This is a genomic window from Streptomyces sp. NPDC058375, assembly GCF_042723425.1.
Taxonomy (GTDB): domain Bacteria; phylum Actinomycetota; class Actinomycetes; order Streptomycetales; family Streptomycetaceae; genus Streptomyces; species Streptomyces durocortorensis.
On sequence record NZ_JBHXJG010000159.1, the window covers coordinates 1 to 17207 of the forward strand.

The 17207-nt window shown below is 71.1% G+C and carries 17 protein-coding genes and 3 pseudogenes; 12 read left to right on the forward strand and 8 right to left on the reverse strand.

Annotated features, from left to right (window positions below):
• Positions 1 to 10: 10 nt before the first annotated feature.
• A complete protein-coding gene (locus ACFWM7_RS23360) occupies positions 11 to 976 on the reverse strand; it encodes a phosphatidylinositol-specific phospholipase C (protein WP_383263468.1) in 966 nt (321 codons plus the stop codon).
• A 396-nt stretch (positions 977 to 1372) separates the two neighbouring features.
• Between ACFWM7_RS23360 and ACFWM7_RS23365 the strand changes: the two genes are divergently transcribed.
• The 3 genes and pseudogenes from ACFWM7_RS23365 to ACFWM7_RS23375 all read left to right on the forward strand — a co-directional run bounded on the left by ACFWM7_RS23365 (position 1373) and on the right by ACFWM7_RS23375 (position 4129).
• Entirely contained in the window at positions 1373 to 2056 is a 684-nt protein-coding gene (locus tag ACFWM7_RS23365; RefSeq protein ID WP_383263469.1) for a hypothetical protein, read from the forward strand.
• 552 nt (positions 2057 to 2608) lie between these two features.
• A pseudogene (locus ACFWM7_RS23370) lies at positions 2609 to 3129 on the forward strand (hypothetical protein); the annotation flags it as partial.
• A 202-nt stretch (positions 3130 to 3331) separates the two neighbouring features.
• Positions 3332 to 4129, forward strand: a complete 798-nt coding sequence (locus ACFWM7_RS23375; protein ID WP_383263470.1) for a hypothetical protein — start codon at positions 3332 to 3334, stop codon at positions 4127 to 4129.
• A 160-nt stretch (positions 4130 to 4289) separates the two neighbouring features.
• On the opposite strand, the gene ACFWM7_RS23380 is transcribed toward ACFWM7_RS23375, so the two are convergent.
• Positions 4290 to 5285 carry a GlxA family transcriptional regulator gene (locus ACFWM7_RS23380; protein WP_383263472.1) on the reverse strand — a complete coding sequence of 332 codons (996 nt, stop codon included), beginning with the start codon at positions 5283 to 5285 and terminating at the stop codon, positions 4290 to 4292.
• A 177-nt stretch (positions 5286 to 5462) separates the two neighbouring features.
• Here ACFWM7_RS23380 and ACFWM7_RS23385 point away from each other — a divergent pair.
• The 3 genes and pseudogenes from ACFWM7_RS23385 to ACFWM7_RS23395 form a co-directional block, all read left to right on the forward strand.
• Positions 5463 to 5573, forward strand: a pseudogene (locus tag ACFWM7_RS23385) (cysteine hydrolase); the annotation flags it as partial.
• A 71-nt stretch (positions 5574 to 5644) separates the two neighbouring features.
• A complete protein-coding gene (locus ACFWM7_RS23390) occupies positions 5645 to 6391 on the forward strand; it encodes an isochorismatase family protein (protein WP_383263474.1) in 747 nt (248 codons plus the stop codon).
• Positions 6392 to 6497: 106 nt separating this feature from the next.
• Complete coding sequence (locus ACFWM7_RS23395) at positions 6498 to 6992, forward strand: GNAT family N-acetyltransferase (protein WP_383263475.1); 495 nt, start codon at positions 6498 to 6500, stop codon at positions 6990 to 6992.
• A 90-nt stretch (positions 6993 to 7082) separates the two neighbouring features.
• Here the strand turns inward: ACFWM7_RS23395 and ACFWM7_RS23400 are convergent.
• Both ACFWM7_RS23400 and ACFWM7_RS23405 read right to left on the reverse strand, forming a co-directional pair.
• A pseudogene (locus ACFWM7_RS23400) lies at positions 7083 to 7391 on the reverse strand (HAD family hydrolase); the annotation flags it as partial.
• Positions 7392 to 7411: 20 nt separating this feature from the next.
• Positions 7412 to 7855 carry a hypothetical protein gene (locus ACFWM7_RS23405; RefSeq protein WP_383263477.1) on the reverse strand — a complete coding sequence of 148 codons (444 nt, stop codon included), beginning with the start codon at positions 7853 to 7855 and terminating at the stop codon, positions 7412 to 7414.
• Positions 7856 to 8310: 455 nt separating this feature from the next.
• Between ACFWM7_RS23405 and ACFWM7_RS23410 the strand changes: the two genes are divergently transcribed.
• Positions 8311 to 9396, forward strand: a complete 1086-nt coding sequence (locus ACFWM7_RS23410; RefSeq protein WP_383263479.1) for a hypothetical protein — start codon at positions 8311 to 8313, stop codon at positions 9394 to 9396.
• A 19-nt stretch (positions 9397 to 9415) separates the two neighbouring features.
• Here ACFWM7_RS23410 and ACFWM7_RS23415 read toward each other — a convergent pair whose 3' ends face one another.
• The 4 genes from ACFWM7_RS23415 to ACFWM7_RS23430 form a co-directional block, all read right to left on the reverse strand.
• Complete coding sequence (locus ACFWM7_RS23415; protein ID WP_383263481.1) at positions 9416 to 9541, reverse strand: hypothetical protein; 126 nt, start codon at positions 9539 to 9541, stop codon at positions 9416 to 9418.
• Between the two features lie 66 nt (positions 9542 to 9607).
• Entirely contained in the window at positions 9608 to 9961 is a 354-nt protein-coding gene (locus ACFWM7_RS23420) for a hypothetical protein (RefSeq protein WP_383263483.1), read from the reverse strand.
• A 48-nt stretch (positions 9962 to 10009) separates the two neighbouring features.
• Complete coding sequence (locus ACFWM7_RS23425) at positions 10010 to 10693, reverse strand: hypothetical protein (protein ID WP_383263484.1); 684 nt, start codon at positions 10691 to 10693, stop codon at positions 10010 to 10012.
• A gap of 141 nt (positions 10694 to 10834) precedes the next feature.
• The gene (locus ACFWM7_RS23430) at positions 10835 to 12658 is read right to left on the reverse strand and encodes a bifunctional metallophosphatase/5'-nucleotidase (protein WP_383263486.1); all 1824 of its coding nucleotides are present in this window, start codon (positions 12656 to 12658) and stop codon (positions 10835 to 10837) included.
• Positions 12659 to 12933: 275 nt separating this feature from the next.
• On the opposite strand from ACFWM7_RS23430, the gene mshD reads away from it, so the two are divergent.
• From mshD to ACFWM7_RS23455, 5 genes are all read left to right on the forward strand, one after another.
• Positions 12934 to 13857, forward strand: coding sequence for a mycothiol synthase (gene mshD, locus ACFWM7_RS23435; RefSeq protein ID WP_383263488.1), 924 nt, complete (start codon positions 12934 to 12936; stop codon positions 13855 to 13857).
• A 535-nt stretch (positions 13858 to 14392) separates the two neighbouring features.
• Positions 14393 to 14716: a MerR family transcriptional regulator gene (locus ACFWM7_RS23440; protein WP_383263490.1), complete on the forward strand. Its 324-nt coding sequence runs from the start codon at positions 14393 to 14395 to the stop codon at positions 14714 to 14716.
• A gap of 118 nt (positions 14717 to 14834) precedes the next feature.
• On the forward strand, positions 14835 to 15251 hold the full coding sequence (locus ACFWM7_RS23445; protein ID WP_383263492.1) for a GntR family transcriptional regulator: 417 nt from the start codon (positions 14835 to 14837) through the stop codon (positions 15249 to 15251).
• A complete protein-coding gene (locus ACFWM7_RS23450; protein WP_383263494.1) occupies positions 15248 to 16168 on the forward strand; it encodes an ABC transporter ATP-binding protein in 921 nt (306 codons plus the stop codon). Before ACFWM7_RS23445 ends, ACFWM7_RS23450 begins: the two co-directional genes overlap by 4 nt.
• Positions 16165 to 17169, forward strand: coding sequence for an ABC transporter permease (locus ACFWM7_RS23455; RefSeq protein WP_383263496.1), 1005 nt, complete (start codon positions 16165 to 16167; stop codon positions 17167 to 17169). The genes ACFWM7_RS23450 and ACFWM7_RS23455 overlap by 4 nt, the downstream gene beginning before the upstream one ends.
• Positions 17170 to 17207: the final 38 nt, after the last annotated feature.

Here is a 17207-nt window from a genome sequence, read left to right on the forward strand (position 1 = left end):
GCCCCGCGCCTCACCCCGTCGGGTTGTGCCGGATCAGCGACTCGACCAGCCCGGACCGCTGGTTCGGGTAGTCCAACGGGACGATGCCGAGCCCCGTCCACCCGGCCGTCTCCGCGCGCTCCAGGAAGGAGTGCACCTGCGGGTTGAGCCGGTCGGCGTTCCAGCGGGGCGGCATCAGGGCGGCGGTGGAGACGTAGTTCATGAAGAACTTGCCCGGCTGCTGGGCCGCCTTGCGGAACTGCGCCTCGATCTTCGGGTACTTGGCGAACGGCTCCGCCATGTAGTCGTCCTGGATGTCGAAGAGGGCGGAATCGCCGTAACGCACCCCGGGCAGCCCGCCGTTGTCCGCGAGCAGCACCACCTTGCCGCGCGCTCCGCCCAGGTCGGGAAGCGTGGAGTCGAGGCGGAACAGCGACCGCCAGCCCCGCACGTCCAGGTAGTCGTCGAAGACCGCCCGGAACGCGGCGTCGCTCGCGGACGAGTGCTCCTGCTTGACCCGCATCAGCACGGTCTCGGTCGGGCGCGTGGCGAGGAAGTCCCGGCAGGCGACGAGGACATCGCCGAACATCATGTTCTGGAACGAGGCCCCGTGGTGGATCGCGAACGACCCGTCGATAAGCCGGCAGCGCACGTCGAGGAAGCGGATGCCGCTCGTCAACTGCTGGGCGATCGTGGTGTTCTGGCACTCCGACCAGGGCCCGCCGAACCGGGCCCCCGAGTCGTGCGTGCCCGGGATCGTGAGCCGCTGGAGCGCGGTGCCGTCGGGCAGGGCGGCCATCCAGTCCTGCGTCCCCCGGACCGCCCGGCGCCCCTCCCGTGTGGCGGCGACGGCGGGGGCCGCGCCGACGATCGCGGTGGCGGATACGGCGAGGGCGCCGGCCAGGAAGCCTCTGCGGGAGGGCCGGGAGGGCCGGGAGGGCCGGGAGAGGGGACGGGGCTGGGACTCGGACTGGGGCGTGCGCGCGGGGGTGGACATGCGGGGTGCCTCCAAGGGCCGTGGGGGGCTGGACGGGCCGAGCCCTTGGATTCTGTCGGGTGCACGTCATGCAGGAAAGAGGACGTGCCTCTCTCGCCCCGGCGGCACGAGCCTGCACACGCTCCGGCCGCAGAGAATTGCCGAGGTGAACGGAATACCCCGGAACGGAAAATTCAACATGTCGCAGCGCGGAATTACCAAAGCCGCACAAAAAGGATTGCTGGATATCGTGAAACGCCCTTATTCTGGGGTCACTTGGCCGGTCAATTCGACCGGAACCACCCCGACGGAAAGGCGATTTCCGGTAGGCGCGCAAGCCACCGGCGCCCTTCTTTCCCTCCGTCGCGGGATCCCTTGAGACCATTGACACACCTGCGAGGAAGACCTGTGCGACGCATGACCTCCGCCCTCCTTTCCCTCAGCGCCCTGCTGACCGCCTCCGTGCTGGCCGCCCCCGCGGCCGGCGCCGCCCCGCAGAACGACCGGCAGCCGACCGTCGTACCCGCAGGCTGGGAGACGGTGGACGGGGCCGAACTGGCACGGATCACCGGGACCGGCGAGAGAGCCAAGGCCCCGTCCGCTCTCAACCGCAGCGCCTCGGGCCGCAGCGCCTCCGCCCTGGCGGACGAATCCGAGACGCTCGCCGTCCAGTCGGTCCGCAACGGAAAGTTCGCCGCCACCGAGAAGAACTACGCGTCGCCCAACACCGGTGTGGTGCGCGCACGTTCCGCCGAAGTGACCGGCGCGTGGGAGGGCTTCGCCTTCGAATGGCACGAGACCACCGAGACCTACGCCCTGAAGTCCCTGGCGAACAATCGCTATGTCGCGGTCGAGGGCAACTACACCGGCAACTCGCAGAACGTCCTGCGCGCCCGGTCGACCGGCGCGGGCACCTGGGAGCGGTTCACTCTCTACTACAACGAGGACCTGGACCGCTGGGCGCTCCAGTCCGCGCTGAACGGCCGCTTCGTCGCCATGGAGAACAGCTACACGGGATCGCTCCAGTACGCGTTGCGCGCCCGGTCCCTCGAAGTCACGGGCTCGTGGGAGCAGTTCGTTTTGTACAAGATCGAGAACTGACCGCGCCGGGCCCTGCCGCGGAACCGGGGGCCCGCCGTCCACACCTCACGCCCGTACGGGGCCGGGTGCGGGGCGACGGGCCCCCGCGCCCGTACCGGCACGAAGACCGAGTGACGGGGCCCACGCCCGTACGGGAACAGGAACAGGAACGAGAGCGAGTGCGGGAACGAGTACGGGCGCCTGCGGCAAGTGGCCGGCAGGCCCCGCCCGACCGTACGGCCCCGCCTCAGGCGGCCGCCCCTGCCAGCGACCCGACCCCCGGCCCGTCCAGGTCGTCGAGCGCCACCCGGCGCCCCGACACAGCCAGGAGCAGGGACAGGGCGGGGCCCGCCGCCTCCGGCCCCTCGCTGGCTGTGCGTGACGTGGCGCGGTGAGATCTCCGGCGGGGTGGCCGGCAAGTACGGCACCAACTGCGGATCCCTGGACGCGAACCGGTGACGGACCCGCACTGAACGGGAGCGGCCCACGGCGTGGTGTGCGCACACCAGGCGGCGGGCCGCAGTTTGCGTCACATAGGGGGCCGGAGCCGGGGCCGGGTCATGGGGTTACGGAGTCGCCGCCGCCCTCCTCGCGGTGCTCGCCGCCGGTGTCACCCCCGCGACGCCCCCCGGGACAAGTTTCGTCCTCGCCCGCGCCGGGCCGCTGACGGGGCGACGCGCGACCACGCACTGGCGGCGCAGCGGCCAACTGGCCGACGAATTCCCCGAGGTGATTGACGTCGAGGACGTGCTCTACGTCGACCACGGCGATGTGGCGACCAGCGCAGGCAGCGGGGCGGGCATCGACCTCTGCCTCCACCTCGTACGGTCCGACCTCGGCTCCTCCTACGACTCCCAGGTGGCCCGGAGCATGGTGCTGCCGCCGCACCGGGACGGCCAGCTCCCGTACGCGGCCCCGCCCACCCCGCCCGGGCCGGCCTGTCGTCGGCGGTCAACCTGCGGCGGCGGTTCCGCACCGCCCTCGGGACGACGCCGGGCGCGTACCGCCGCCTCTTCGGCGAAGCAGCAATAGCAAAGGTCCTGGGCGGTGGCCGAGTGAACAGGGCGACCGGGCACGCACCCCACCACCGCTGACGTAACACCACCATCTCGCCGGCCTGGGCCAGTTCGATCCGAATCCGCCCCGCCGGTGTTCCGTGACACTCACCCGTACGGCGGATAAAAAGTCGTCGCACATGCAACCAACATCACCCCGGACCGCGTCGTCAGACCTGCCCGTGCCGGTCACCGGCCTACGGAACACCTGTCTCCTTTCCGCTCACCTTCGGAGGATCCCGTGCGCAGACTCACCGCCACCCTGATGACCCTGGTCTCCACGGCCGCCGTCGTCGGCACCACCCTCGTTGCCCCGACCGTCGCCGTGGCCGCGGACACCTGGCGGACCCACGACAAGAACTGCAAGACCATCAACGACATCAACGCCCAGCCGCTCGGCTCGGTCTGCGCGGAGGTCCAGAAGCGGGTCACGGCCTCCGGCGCGGTCAACGGCTACCGGGGGCGCGTGACCGTGGACCCCACCGACGGCAACTGGCTGAAGCCGACCACCTACGCCTGGTCCACCTCCGGCGGGCTCGGTGAGGTGTGCGGCGGAGGCTGCCCGCAGCAGACCACCGCCTGGTCGTCCCCCTGGACCTCGGTGAAGACGGTTCCGGGCAGCTACGCGGTCCGGGGCGAGTCCAGCGGCGGGAACTTCGACGTGTCCGCCTCCTGGAGCGACTGGTTCCAGCTCGCGGAGAAGTGCGCCACCTACTCCGGCGCCGGTGAGGTCTGCGTACGACGGCACGAGCGCACCCACCGCGGGATTCTGCAGGAGCGCGGCCAGATCGCCGTGCACCCCGCGAAGAGCAAGTGGATCGAGCCGCGTACGGTCCGGGTCGGCACCGTCAACGACGGCACGACCTCGGCCACCAGCCGCGACCTGTGCGACCCGTCGTGCACCCGGCGCAGCGCCAACTGGTCGGCCACCGTCTCGCGCACGCTGGTCGGCCCCAGCGGCACCTTCGAGGGCTTCGCCTCGGCTTCCTTCGCCCTGCCGTCGGGCACCGTGAAGACCCTCAAGGCCTCGTACTCCTGACCGCGAGAACGATGAAGAAGTGAGGGGAGGGGAGGGGAGGCCTGTACGGGCCCCGCCCTCCCCTCGAACCGGGGTCGAATCCCTCAACGCCGGGACAGCTTGCCCCGCTTGAGGTGCAGTACCTCGTCCGACGCCTCGGCCACCCGGCCCAGGTCGGGAATCAGCCCGGCCGGGCGGACCGGAACCTGCGCCGGTACTCCGTCGGCGTCGCGTTCAACCTCCGCCGGAACGCCCGTACCAGCGTGTCCACCGTGCCGAACCCGCAGACGGACGCGACACGTTCGAGAGTGGCGTCGGAGGACTCCAGCTCGTTACGGGCCTTCTCGACCCGTACGGACTCGATGTAGGCGTGCGGGGTCATGCCCAGCTCGGTCTTGAAGATCCGGGTCAGATGGCGGTCGCTGACGTGCGCGTGAGCGGCCAGGTCCGCGACGGTGAGTTGCAGCCCGATGTTGCGCAGGATGTGGTGGCGGAGGTCCTCGATGCGCCGCGTGGTGGAAATCTGCTCCAGCGGCACGCTGAACTGGCTCTGCCCGCTCTGCCGCTTGAGGTACATCACAAGCTGCCGGGCGACGCGCAGCGCGATCTCCTCGCCGAGGTCGTCGGCGATCAGGGCGAGCGACAGATCGAGGCAGGCGCTGATCCCGGCCCCGGTCCACACATCGCCCTCGCGGATGAAGATCGGGTCGGCGTCGACCTCGATCTCCGGGTGATCGGCGGCGAGTTGCCGCGCGGTGGACCAGTGGGTGGTGGCGCGCTTGCCGTCGAGGAGACCGGCGGCGGCCAGCAGATGCGCCCCGACGCAGACGGAGGTGACGCGCCGGGTGCGCGCGGCGAGTTCCTTCACCCGCTCCACCAGCTCGGGGTCGACGAGGGCGTGCACCCGCCGCTCGCTGTCGACCTCCACCGAGCCGGGGACGATGAGGGTGTCGATGCTCCGCCCGGCGGCCTGCGCGAAGGTGAGGTCCGGGAGAATGCGCACCCCGGCCCCCGTGGTGACGGGGTCCAAGGACTCAGCGACCAGGGCGACTTCGTACCCCGCCGCGTCGTCGGTCTCGCGCCGGGCGAGCGAGAACACCTCCGGCGGCCCGGTGACGTCGAGCAGATCGACGCCCTCGAAGAGAACGATGACGACGAGTCGTCCGGTGGTGTCCATGCACGGGCCTCCTGACGTCGACAGCGACAGCCACAGCCACAGCCACACGCATGTCGGTATCTGCATGTTAGACGTCATTGTGGACATCCCCGCCGGACCCTAGCGTGGAGAACAGCTCTCCACCCGAGCAGAGCTCACCCTCTCCCCGACACACGACCTCCCCGAGGCGGTACACCCATGTCCCGAACCACCCTGCGCGAACTCAACGGCTTCGACGCGACCCCCGCCACGCTGACCGGCTCGACGCTGATCCTGGTCGACCTTCAGAACACCTACACCCGCCGGGTGCACTACGCCGCCCTGGCCACCATCGGCGACCTGTACGGGGTCGTCGTCGCATCCCAGAAGGAGATCGTCCGATGAAGCTGCTCCGTACCGCGACCGCGATCGGCGTCGCCGCCGTCCTCACCACCACCGGCACGGCGTGCGGAGGGAGTTCGACGGCCGCGACCGGCAAGGACGACGGCTCCAATGCCTCGGCCACGCCGAACGCCGCCGCGGAGACCACCTCGAAGAACGTCGCCGAGGACACGACGACCCTGCGGGAACTCAGCAAGCTCGACGAGACCCCCGCCACGCTCGCGGACGCGACGCTGATCCTCGTCGACTACCAGAACACCTACACCGAGGGCGTGATGGAACTCGACGGCTGGAAGCCCGCCGTGGAGAACACCGCGGCCCTGCTCAAGCGCGCCCGCGCGGCGAAAACTCCGGTCATCCACATTGTCGACAAGGGCTACGACCTGGCATCGGAGCCCGGACAGATCATCCCGGCCGTGAAACCGGCCAAGGGCGAGCCGGTCGTCGAGAAGAGCGTCCCGAACGGCTTCCACGACACGAACCTGGCCGACGAGGTCAAGAAGGCCGGGCGCGAGAACGTCATCATCGCCGGGTTCATGACCAACATGTGCACACTGTTCACCACGCAGGGCGCGTTCATCAACGGCAACAACCCGACCGTCGTCGCCGACGCCTCGGCGACCCGCCCGCTGCCGCTGAACGGCAACCCGAACGGCATCCCGTCCGAGCAGCTGCACGCCTCGGCGCTCGCCACGATCCAGGACCTCTACGGGGTGGTGGTCCCGACGCAGGAGTCCCTGAAGTAGCCCTGCGCGTGCATCGGCGGGCGCGGTTCGCCCTCGCCGGCCGCGAGGCCGGCACCCCGGAAATCCACGGGCACCCCGCCCGGCCCCCGTGATACACCTCCCTGCCATGGCAGACCTGATGACCGAGCGGCTCGTCCTGCACCCGATATCCGTGGACGAGGCCGAGCAGATGGCGACGGGCGAGCCGACCGCCGACTCGCGCTGGGAGCTCGGGTTTCCGGCCGAGGCCGACGTGTCCGTGGCCGAGCGCTTCCTGGAACGCTGCGCGACCACCGGCAACCCTCAGCCGTTCGGCCCGTACGTGATCCGCCGCCGCTCGGACCACCGGGCGATCGGCGGAGTGGGCTTCCACCGGCCCCCGGACGAACACGGCAATGTCACGATCGGCTACGGCCTCGTCGCGTCGGCCCGGGGCAAGGGTTACGCCTCCGAGGCCCTCCGCGCCCTGCTGTCCCTCGCCCGGGCCGAGGGCGCCGCCTCGGTGAAGGGCGACGCCGACCACGCCAACACGGCGTCGCAGCACGTGATGGCAGCGGCCGGCATGCTCCCGGCCGGCGAGGACGAACGCGTTAGGTACTTCGCCGTCTCCTGGAATCCGTGAACCCGGGTTTCTTGGCCCTGCGCCCTGCGCCCTACGTTCGTGGCGCGTGCTCAACCGTGCCGGTGGGCCGGTCCCCACGAAGTCCCGGGCGCCGGAGGTGACGATGGCCCACGGGTTGGCGGAGAGCGACTTCAGGAGGGCGGGCGCTCCTTCGACCGGCCGGATGCCGTCCATCTCCTGGGCCAGCAGGCGGTCGAGCGCCCTCCGTTCGGCCGCCGGGTCCAGATGCGCGGCCACGTCCCTGACCGTGTCCTCAGGGCGGCGCCCGAAGGTCAGCTCCCACACCTTCTCGGGATCCAGGCCTCGCGCCGCCGACCACGCGTCCCAGACCCTGCGGTGCGCGCCCGCCGAGTCCAGCAGGACCCCGTCCACGTCGAAGAGCACGGCAGAGATTCTCATACGGGCATGCTCGCAGAGCTCTACTTGAGCTTGTACGAGCAGGGCTTGCCTTCCTTGTTCTCCACGACCTTCTTGCCGTCGACGGTGATCGAGCACGCTGCCGCGCCGAGCTTGCCGTCCGGCAGGGTCATGGGTCCGGGCGTGAGGATCACCAGCCGGCCCACCTCGCGCTCCGCGCCCCGCGCGGCGAGGGTGGCCGTCTTCTTCCAGGGCAGGGTGATCTGCTCGAAGTCGGAGTCGTCGAGGGTGTACATGACGGTGCTCGCGCCTGTGCCCCCGACCTCGATCGTCACCTCGTGCGGGGTGCCCTCTCCCCCGGCCTTTCCACCGGACGGCTTCGGCGTCCCGGTGGCCTCCGCGGCCGGGCCTTTCGCCTTGCTGTCCTTCGCGGGCTCCTCCGCACCGCATCCCGTCAGCAGGATCGCGGCCATGGCGAAGCTCGCCCCGATAAGTATCTTGCGCATCATTTCCCCCGCGCTGGACATTTCCGGCGGTACTCGGCCCGCCAAGGTTTCTCGAACAACCCTATAAGGCCGATGGATCGCGCCTTGCCATCCGCGAAGCTCCTGCCGGGTCGCGCTCGGCCGCGACCCGGTAATCCCCCGTGAAGCCCCCACCGGATCGTTCGCCACCGCGAGCCGGTGCGGCACGACATCAACTACTAAAGAAACAAGAGAAATAACCCAACCCGACCCAACCCGACCCGGTGTGAACCTGACGCGCCCGCGGGCGTGGGCGGTCCTCAGAAGGCTTTCAGGGCTTCGTCACTCACACGGGTGATATTTCCCAACTCAGCTCGCTTTTCGGCAGGTTGCCCGGCATATGCTCACGCCAGACCACACCCGACATACGTCGGCCCCCGACCGGGACTGCAATCCCAACCGAGGGCCTGGCCACCAAGGAAGACAAGACCTTCCCGATGGATACCCAGCAGAATACTGCCCTCACCCGCGCCCTGGCGGAGGTTCCCGGACCTCTCCCCACCTCCGGCGTCATCCACATCACCCTCCCGCACACCGACCGCTTCACCGTCGTCGGCAACCACCTCGCCCAGCACCCCGACCTCAGCTGCACCGCCGTCGGGCTCGCCGTACGCATCCAGTCCCTGCCCCAAGGCACCGAGGTCAGCATCAAGGCGCTCACCGCCCGCTGCAAGGAAGGCGAGAAGCGCATCGCCGCCGCCCTGCGCGAACTCGAAGCCCACGGCTACCTGCAACGCTTCCGCAACCGGCTGCCCGGCGAGAAGGTCATCACCCGCACCGTCTTCTGCAACCAGCCCGCCGCGCTGACGCACCCCCGCCGCCAGAGCAGCCAGACACCCGTACCCGCTCCGGCCCCGGCACGGTCCCAGCCCCCCGTGCCGGACCCGGATGCGGAACCGGAACCGGAACCGGACCCGGTGCCTGTGCCACCCGGTCCGCCACTACCTCCCGTACCCCTCGGAACGTCCGCGCCGGAAACTCGCGTACCCCTTCCCGTACCGCCCCCGCCCGCGCCGCTCTTCGTTCCGCTCGTACCGCCCCCGACCGCACCCAGGACCCCGCGCCCGCCCCTCCCCCAGCCCAGCACCCTCACCCCTGAACTCGGCCGCGCCGCCACCGCGCTCCTCAGCGACCTACGCCGCCACGCACCCGAGTTCACCCTCTCCGAGGACGACATCCGTCACCTCGCCCCCGCCGTCGCCACCTGGCTCGAACGCGACGCGCACCCCGACACCATCCGACGCACCCTCACCGACGCCCCGCCCCAGCCCCTCCGCCACCCCGTCAAACTGCTGAAGCACCGGCTGACAGCCCTCCTGCCCCCACCGCTCCCCGGCGCACGCGACCTCGCAGCCCCCGCCCGGCCCCGCATCGTCGTCACGCCCTTCCAGACCTGCGACGACTGCGACCGCGCCTTCCGCTCCCCCACCCCGGGCCGCTGCCGCGACTGCCGCGAAACCCGCGCATATCGCGAGCAGCGAACCGAGGGCGTACGAAACGAGGGCGTGTGTGCCGCCGCCTGATCCGCCGGAAGCCCCAGGGCTACTGCGGCGCCTGGGAGGCGTGGAAGTCGAGGGCGTATCCCAGCCACCGTCCTCGGTGGGGTTGCAGGATGCGGTAGTAGTCGTGCAGGACCTCGGGCGCGTCGGACGACAGTCTGGCGGGCATCAAACCCTCCGGTTCCGGGCGGCAGCCGTCCTGCGCGCTGCCGGCTCGACGGCCACGAGCCCGACCCTAGGCTCCTCCGGTCCGTACATCGCGCTGCCGCTCCCGCACCCGCCGCCGCATGCGCGCAGCGGGGATGGAGAGGGCCAGCAGGACCGGGATCCCGGCGGCGATACCGACCCAGAGGACGAGGGCGAGGTAGCCGTAGGCCGCGTTACGCGAGTCCTGGTCAGCCCGGATCAGGAAGACGACGCTCACCACGAGCGCCACCGCCATGAGGGCCCCCACGACGATCGCGGACCAGGTGAGAAGGCCGGCCCGGCGTCGGTAGGCGGCCGTGATCTCCCCGGGCCGCGGCGGCACGAACCAAGGCCCGCCGGGCGGATGGGGTCGGTGCGGGGGCGGCGGCTGCTGGGCGGACATGGGCCCAGTTCTACGCCGCGCCGCCCCGGAACACCACCCCGTCGCGGGTCACGTCTTGTGGCCGTCCCAGTTCACCGCGCTGAAGCTCCGCACCAGGGCGACCAGCGCCGCGCCCAGCCGCCAGTCCACCTCCGGTGCGTGCAGATGCAGTTTGTCCCCCCGCGACCGGAACTCCAGCGGCATCCGCCCGGCCGCACGCCAACGGATGCGCCGAGGAGCCCGCGCGGCCCCGGCCTCGTTCCCCGGGACGCTGTCGAACACCGTGATGAGGACGAGCACCACCATCAGAGGCAGGCACAGCCACCACAGGAACCACCACACGATCCGGCCCTTGTAGCCGACCATGTCGGGGCCGCCGGGCCGGGTCACGGTCCAGCGGGTGCGCAGGCCCCGGCCCCGGAACGCCTTCTCGCGCACGATCGTGCCGATCAACTCGCCCTGGGGGCCCAGCACCTGGAAGGTGGCGACCCCGCCGCCGGCGGACCGGGTCACCACGGTCGCCACCCGTTCCCGGCGGTGTTCGTCGGTCCACAGCGCGAAGGAGCGGACACCGGTCTTGCGGGCCTCCAGGTAGGCGGGGACGCCGCCCGGGGGCAGTTCACGCTCGGGGCGGGCCACCACGCTGTGCGTCCCCGATCCGTCGAAGAAGTCGATGGTGTCCTCGACCGTAGGCGGCGGGGTGAGGCTCCGGACCTTTCTCCGGCCGCTGTTCATCCTCAGTACGTTGCTCACCCGGGATTCTCCTTGGTGGGTCCGACAACCGGCCGCCTACTTTAAGGGTCAACGAGCTTCGCCAAGAAGACCGGCAGGAAGACCAACGAGAAGGGGCGGCCGGCCCGCAGGCCCGCCGCCCCTCCCTCATCCCACACCCTGCTACTGGACGACCGTGATCCGGTCCGTCGCCGGCGGGGCCAGCGGAGCGGCGGCCGTGGAGTGCGCCGCCAGGTAGGCGTTGAACAGGTCCAGGTCGGACGCGCCGACCAGCTTGTTCGTGCCCTCGCCCAGGGCCGGGAAGCCGTCGCCGCCGCCCGCGAGGAACTCGTTCATCGCGACACGGTAGGTGCGCGCCGGGTCGATCGCCTCGCCGTTCAGCTTGATGCTGTCGGCGACCACGCGGTCCGCGCCGCTCTTCGTCAGGTCGAGCGTGTAGGTGAGGCCCTCGGAGACCTGGAGGATCTTCGGGCTGGCCTCGTTCGGGCCGCTGACCTGCTGCTGGAGCGCGGTGACGAGCTGGGCGCCGGTCAGGTCGACGACGTTCATCATGTTGGTGAACGGCTGCACGGTGAACGCCTCGCCGTACGTGACGACCCCGTCGCCCTCACTGCCGGACGCCTTGTGCACCAGGTCCGCGCGGATACCGCCCGGGTTCATGAACGCGACTTCCGCGCCGCCCTTGTCGGCCGGGGCGAGCCCTTCGAGCTGGGCGTCGGCGATGACGTTGCCGAGCGGCTTCTCGGGGGCCGTGGAGCCGCGGCCGTTGATGTCGGCGCTGATCCAGCCCTGCGGCTTGTTCGCGATCGGGGCGGCCAGCTTGTTCCAGCGGTCGATGAGGCGGGTCATGTCGGGTGCCTTGGGCTGGTCCCGGGTCACGACGTGGTTCGCGGACTTCACCGACGTACGGACGATGTCCTTGGTGCGGCGGTCGTAGGTGAGCGTGGTGTCCGTGTAGAGCTTGCCGAACGACGAGGCCGAGGTGACCATGCGCGGCTTGCCCGCCGGGTCCGGGACCGTGCAGACGTACGCCTGGTGGGTGTGGCCCGTGACCAGGGCGTCCACCTTCGGCGTGATGCCCTTGGCGATGTCGACGATCGGGCCCGAGATGCCGTCGCCCGCGCCGGGGCTGTCGCAGTCGTAGTTGTACGAGGTGGAGGCCGGGGCCCCGCCCTCGTGGATCAGCGCCACGATCGACTTGACGCCCTTGCGGTCCAGCTCACGGGCGTACTTGTTGATCGTCTCGACCTCGTCGTGGAACTTCAGGCCCTTGACGCCGTTGGCCGTGACGATGTCCGGCGTGCCCTCCAGGGTCACCCCGATGAAGCCGATCTTGACGCCGTTCTTCTTCCAGACCGTGTACGGCTTCAGCAGCGGCTTGCCGGTCTTCTCCTTGGTCACGTTGGCCGCGAGGTAGGGGAAGTCCGCTCCCTTGAACTTCTTTCCCTTCTCGTAACAGCCCTCGACCGGGTGGCAGCCGCCGTTCTGGAGGCGGGCCAGCTCGGTGGCGCCCTCGTCGAACTCGTGGTTGCCGACCGCCGTGACGTCCAGGTCGAGGCCGTTCAGCGCCTCGATCGTCGGCTCGTCGTGGAAGAGGCCCGACAGCAGCGGGCTCGCGCCGACCATGTCACCGCCGGCCGCCGTGACGGAGTACGGGTTGCCCTTGCGCGCGGTCCGCAGCGAGGTCGCCAGGTACTCGACGCCACCGGCCGGGATCGCCTCGACCGTGCCGTCGGGGTGCGTCTTGGAGACGTTCCCCGCCGAGCCGGCCGGCGGCTCCAGGTTGCCGTGCAGGTCGTTGAAGGACAGCAACTGCACATCTACGGTACGGGGCTTGTGGCCGTGACCGTGGCCGTGACCGTGCCCGTTGCCCCGGTCGTGGGCCCCGGCCGGCATCGCGGCGACGAGCGCGCCCACGGTGGCCAGACCGGCCGCGGCGGCGAGCACCCGCCGGGACGCACGGTTCTTCTGCGGAGTCGCTGCCATCGGTCCCCTTGTGTGTCAGTCGTGGTGTCACTTCTGGAATCCTGCGTGCGGCAGCCTAGAGTCAACGCGCGTAGCGCAACAGGTGTTCGGGGTTACGGACTGGTTGCCATCCGGCCAAATGGCTCCTTTGCGTGCCGTAGACGGCCCGACGTCCCCGCCACAGATGGCCGGGCTCCCCGCCGCAGTCGGCCGGGCTCCCTGCCGCAGGCACCCCGGCCGCGCACCCGCCCCGCCACGCCACCACCGGGCGCACCCCTCGCCGTACGCTCGGAGGCATGACGACTGACTCACCCCTTCCCGCTCCCGGACGCGAGGTTCAGGCCCTCGACGCACTCGACTCCGCGCAGGCCGAGGCCGTCCTCGCCCTGCTCGCCGACGCGGCCGGGTCCGACGGCCGGCAGGCGGTCTCCGAGCAGGGCAGGCTCCGGATCCGCGGCGGACACCGCGACGGCGTACGGCACTTCCTCCTCACCGTCGACGGCACGCTCGCCGGGTACGCCCAGCTGGAGGACACCGACCCGGTCGAGGCCCCGGCCGCCGAGCTGGTCGTCCACCCCGACCGGCGCGGCAACGGGCACGGCCGGGCGCTCGGCGCCGCCCTCCTCGCGGCGACCGGCAAGCGGCTGCGGGTCTGGGCGCACGGCGGCAGCTCCGCGGCCCGCCACCTCGCCCAGGTCCTCGGGCTCTCCCTCTTCCGCGAGCTGCGCCAGCTGCGGCGGAGCCTGATCCCGCTCGACCTCGCCGAGCCGGTCCTGCCCGAAGGCGTCACCGTACGGACCTTCGAGCCGGGCCGGGACGACGCCGCCTGGCTCGCCGTGAACCGCGCCGCGTTCGCCCATCACCCCGAGCAGGGTTCGCTGACCCAGCAGGACCTTGACGACCGCAAGGCGGAGCCCTGGTTCGACCCGAAGGGCTTCTTCCTGGCCGAGCGGGACGGGGAGATCGTCGGGTTCCACTGGACGAAGGTGCACGCCGAGGAGCAGCTCGGCGAGGTGTACGTCGTCGGCGTGCTGCCCGACGCCCAGGGCGGCGGCCTCGGCAAGGCGCTGACCTCGATCGGCCTGCACCACCTGGCCGCCCAGGCGCTGCCCACCGCGATGCTCTACGTGGACGCGGACAACACGGCGGCCGTGACGGTCTACGAGCGCATCGGCTTCACCACGCACGAGGTGGACCTGATGTACCGCACGGAATCCTGAGGCCTCTCACCACGGCTCACCACGGCAGCTTCCGGAGCGTCGCCGCCACAGAAGAGGACCAGCCGACTCGGCAGAAAATCTATCGTGGCGGGAGTAGACATCCGGCCGTGGGTGGGGTTAGCGTTTTCCTCGTGGCCGGAAGAGAAACCGGCACGGGAAGAGGCACGGCAGTGGAGCGAGGGAGCCGGAAACGGTGGGTTCCCCCGTTGGCTGCCGGGCCGGCGGTCCCAGGGGCCGCGTGCAGTAGTCGCAGTACCGGCAGTACCGCAGTACCGGAACAGTGAACCGAACGCAGTAAGGAGCAGACGCCATCAGGATCGCCTGAGCGAGGAAGACTCCGCTCGGGTACCGCAGACCCCGGAACGGAAGGTGGTCCCCGGTCAAGCATCCGCGATCCCCGCTTCCCCGCCCTCCTGGGCGGACCGGCGGAACAGATGAGCCGGCGCAGTCGGCCGGCAGATGGTGTTGAAAGCTCGGGGCCCGAGCGCCGCCAGGTGCTCGGGCCCCCCGACGTGTCCCCGAAAGAAGAGGTGCTATGCCCCCTCGCAGTACCCGCCCCACCGACAAGTTCGACGATGACGACTACCCCGCCTACACCATGGGCCGGGCCGCCGAGATGCTCGGCGCCTCCCCCGCCTTCCTCCGCGCGCTCGGCGAGAACCGCCTGATCACCCCGCTGCGCTCGGACGGGGGCCACCGCCGTTACTCCCGCTACCAGCTGCGCATCGCGGCCCGCGCCCGTGAACTGGTCGACCAGGGCACGAAGATCGAGGACGCCTGCCGCATCGTCATCCTCGAGGACCAGCTGGAAGAGGCACAGCGCATCAACGAGGAGCTGCGCGCCGCACGGACGCAGTAGACCTCCCCCGGACACGCACCCCGGGCACATCCCCCGGACGCACAGGGGCGGCGTCGATTGACGCCGCCCCTTCCTTGGTGCACCCTTTCACTACTCAATTAGTGAAAGGGTGGTGACCATGGCAGAACCCGCAGCGGTCGAGTTCCGCATCGACCGGCGCAGCGGCGTCGCCACCTACCTCCAGATCGTCCAGCAGACGAAGCAGGCCCTGCGCCTGGGCGTTCTGGAACCCGGGGACCGGCTGCCCACCGCCCGCGAGGTCGTCGAGGCCACCGCCATCAACCCGAACACCGTCCTGAAGGCCTACCGCGAGCTGGAACGCGAAGGCCTCGTCGAGGCCCGCCGCGGGCTCGGCACCTTCGTCCGCAGGACGCTCGGGGGTGCGGCCGAGGCATCCGCCTCCAACTCGCCGCTGCGCACCGAACTCGCCGACTGGGCCCGCCGGGCACGGTCGGCGGGGCTGGAGAAGGACGACGTCGGCGCGCTGTTCACCGCCGTGATCGACAGCATCTACCGGGGGGACCAGGACCGATGACAGAAGCGGCGATCGAGGCACACGGCCTCGGAAAGACCTACGGGCGCAGGGGTGGCGGCCACCGCGCCCTGCACGACTGCTCGTTCCGGCTGCCCGCCGGACGCGTCTGCGCCCTCGTCGGGCCCAACGGCGCGGGGAAGTCCACCCTGTTGAACCTGGCGGCCGGCCTGGACCGCCCCGGCGCCGGATCCCTCGCCGTCCTCGGCTCCATCGAGTCCGCCGACGTACGCGACCGCGTCGCCTACGTCGCCCAGGACAAGCCTCTGTACCCGCAGCTCACCGTGGCCGACACCCTGTGGGCGGGGGCCGAGCTGAACCCCGGGCGCTGGGACCGGGCCACCGCCGGCCGGATCGCCGGACCGCTGCCGCAGGGCGCCCGCGTCCGTACGCTCTCCGGCGGGCAGCGCACCCGGCTCGCGCTGGCCCTCGCGCTCGGCAAGCGGCCCGAACTGATGCTGCTGGACGAGCCGATGGCCGACCTCGACCCTCTCGCCCGGCACGAGCTGATGGGCGTCCTGATGGCGGAGACCGCCGAGCACGGCACCACGATCGTGATGTCCTCGCACATCCTCACCGAGCTGGAGGGCGCCTGCGACTACCTCCTGTTCGTCGACGGCGGGCGCGTGCGGCTCGGCGGCGAGGCCGAGGACATCGCCTCCACCCACGCCCTGCTCACCGGGCAGGCAGGCCGCGACCTGGCCCCGCACACCGTCGTCGAGTCCCGCACGACGGGACGTCAACTCACCGCGCTCGTCCGGAAGGAGGGCCCCGTGGACACCGCCGCCTGGTCCGTCACCCAGCCGTCCCTGGAGGAGCTGCTGCTCGCCCACCTCCGCTCCCCTGACGCCCCGCCGCTGGTGACACCGAGCGCGAGCGCCGATTCCGGCGAGGTCCGCGAGGAGGTGGCGTCCGCGTGAACACCCTGACCCGCCCGAAGACCGACGCCGTCACCACGACCCTCGTCACCCTGCGGGGGCCCGCCCGGGTGCTGCTCCGCGTGCACCGCAAGACCGTCTGGGCAGCGGGTGCCCTGCTGGTCCTCGGCATCGGCATCGTCGTCGCGCTCCGTCTCTGGATGGCGTCCTCTCCGGTGCGGTGCGCCGACGGCGACACGACGGCGACGTGCGACGACGACATCTACGTCTCCAGCTACGCCCACACCTCCACCGAGACGTTCCTCGCCGACGGCGGCGCGGTGCTCGTCCTCCTGGCCGCGCTCGTCGGCGTCCTCGTGGCGGGCCCGCTGATCGCCCGCGAACTGGAGAGCGGCACCTTCCGGCTGGCCTGGGCGCAGTCGGTCTCCCCCGCACACTGGCTCGCAGCCCGGCTGGCCGTGCCCGCCGCGCTGGCGGTCACCGGCCTGACGGTCCTGGTCATCGCCTATCGCTGGGGCCTCTGGGCACTCCGGGCGGGCCCGAACCGCTCGGGGCTCAGATGGCACGCCGACGGCGTGTTCCCCGGTACCGGGCCCGCGATCCTCGGGTACGCGCTGCTGGCCGTGGCGGTCGGGGCGCTGTCCGCGGTGCTCGTCCGCCGCACCCTGCTGTCCATGACCCTGACCGCGCTCGTGCTCGGGGCGGTCGGCGGCGGCCTGGGCATCCGGCGCTACGAGCTGTGGCCCACCTCCTTCCGGAGGAGCGCCGAGATCATGGACTACGCCCCCGGCGACTGGCCGATCGATTCCGGGATGCTCACCACGTCGGGCGAAAGGCTGTACTGGCAGGACTGCTTCGGGGCCGACCCGACGCAGAGCGTCGAGGCCTGCATGCGCGGCCGGGGCGGCATCGGCTACTTCTCCGAATACCACCCCGCCTCCCACTACTGGCCCCTCCAACTCGTCGAGACCGGCATCCTCCTCGCCTTCGCCGCGCTCGCCGTGTTCGCCGCCTTCCGGGTCCTGCGCCGCCTCCACGGCTGAGCGTCCGCGCCCGGCAGAGCCGTCGTCCGGGCCCCACG

Excerpts from the sequence above, each read along its gene's own strand:
- ACFWM7_RS23450 (WP_383263494.1), top strand. The coding sequence starts at position 15,248 with ATGACAGAAGCGGCGATCGAGGCACACGGCCTCGGAAAGACCTACGGG.
- ACFWM7_RS23360 (WP_383263468.1), bottom strand. The coding sequence starts at position 976 with ATGTCCACCCCCGCGCGCACGCCCCAGTCCGAGTCCCAGCCCCGTCCC.
- ACFWM7_RS23440 (WP_383263490.1), top strand. The coding sequence starts at position 14,393 with ATGCCCCCTCGCAGTACCCGCCCCACCGACAAGTTCGACGATGACGAC.
- ACFWM7_RS23430 (WP_383263486.1), bottom strand. The coding sequence starts at position 12,658 with ATGGCAGCGACTCCGCAGAAGAACCGTGCGTCCCGGCGGGTGCTCGCC.
- ACFWM7_RS23405 (WP_383263477.1), bottom strand. The coding sequence starts at position 7,855 with ATGCGCAAGATACTTATCGGGGCGAGCTTCGCCATGGCCGCGATCCTG.
- ACFWM7_RS23395 (WP_383263475.1), top strand. The coding sequence starts at position 6,498 with ATGGCAGACCTGATGACCGAGCGGCTCGTCCTGCACCCGATATCCGTG.
- ACFWM7_RS23390 (WP_383263474.1), top strand. The coding sequence starts at position 5,645 with ATGAAGCTGCTCCGTACCGCGACCGCGATCGGCGTCGCCGCCGTCCTC.
- ACFWM7_RS23410 (WP_383263479.1), top strand. The coding sequence starts at position 8,311 with ATGGATACCCAGCAGAATACTGCCCTCACCCGCGCCCTGGCGGAGGTT.
- ACFWM7_RS23415 (WP_383263481.1), bottom strand. The coding sequence starts at position 9,541 with ATGCCCGCCAGACTGTCGTCCGACGCGCCCGAGGTCCTGCACGACTAC.
- mshD (WP_383263488.1), top strand. The coding sequence starts at position 12,934 with ATGACGACTGACTCACCCCTTCCCGCTCCCGGACGCGAGGTTCAGGCC.
- ACFWM7_RS23380 (WP_383263472.1), bottom strand. The coding sequence starts at position 5,285 with ATGGACACCACCGGACGACTCGTCGTCATCGTTCTCTTCGAGGGCGTC.
- ACFWM7_RS23365 (WP_383263469.1), top strand. The coding sequence starts at position 1,373 with ATGACCTCCGCCCTCCTTTCCCTCAGCGCCCTGCTGACCGCCTCCGTG.
- ACFWM7_RS23445 (WP_383263492.1), top strand. The coding sequence starts at position 14,835 with ATGGCAGAACCCGCAGCGGTCGAGTTCCGCATCGACCGGCGCAGCGGC.
- ACFWM7_RS23420 (WP_383263483.1), bottom strand. The coding sequence starts at position 9,961 with ATGTCCGCCCAGCAGCCGCCGCCCCCGCACCGACCCCATCCGCCCGGC.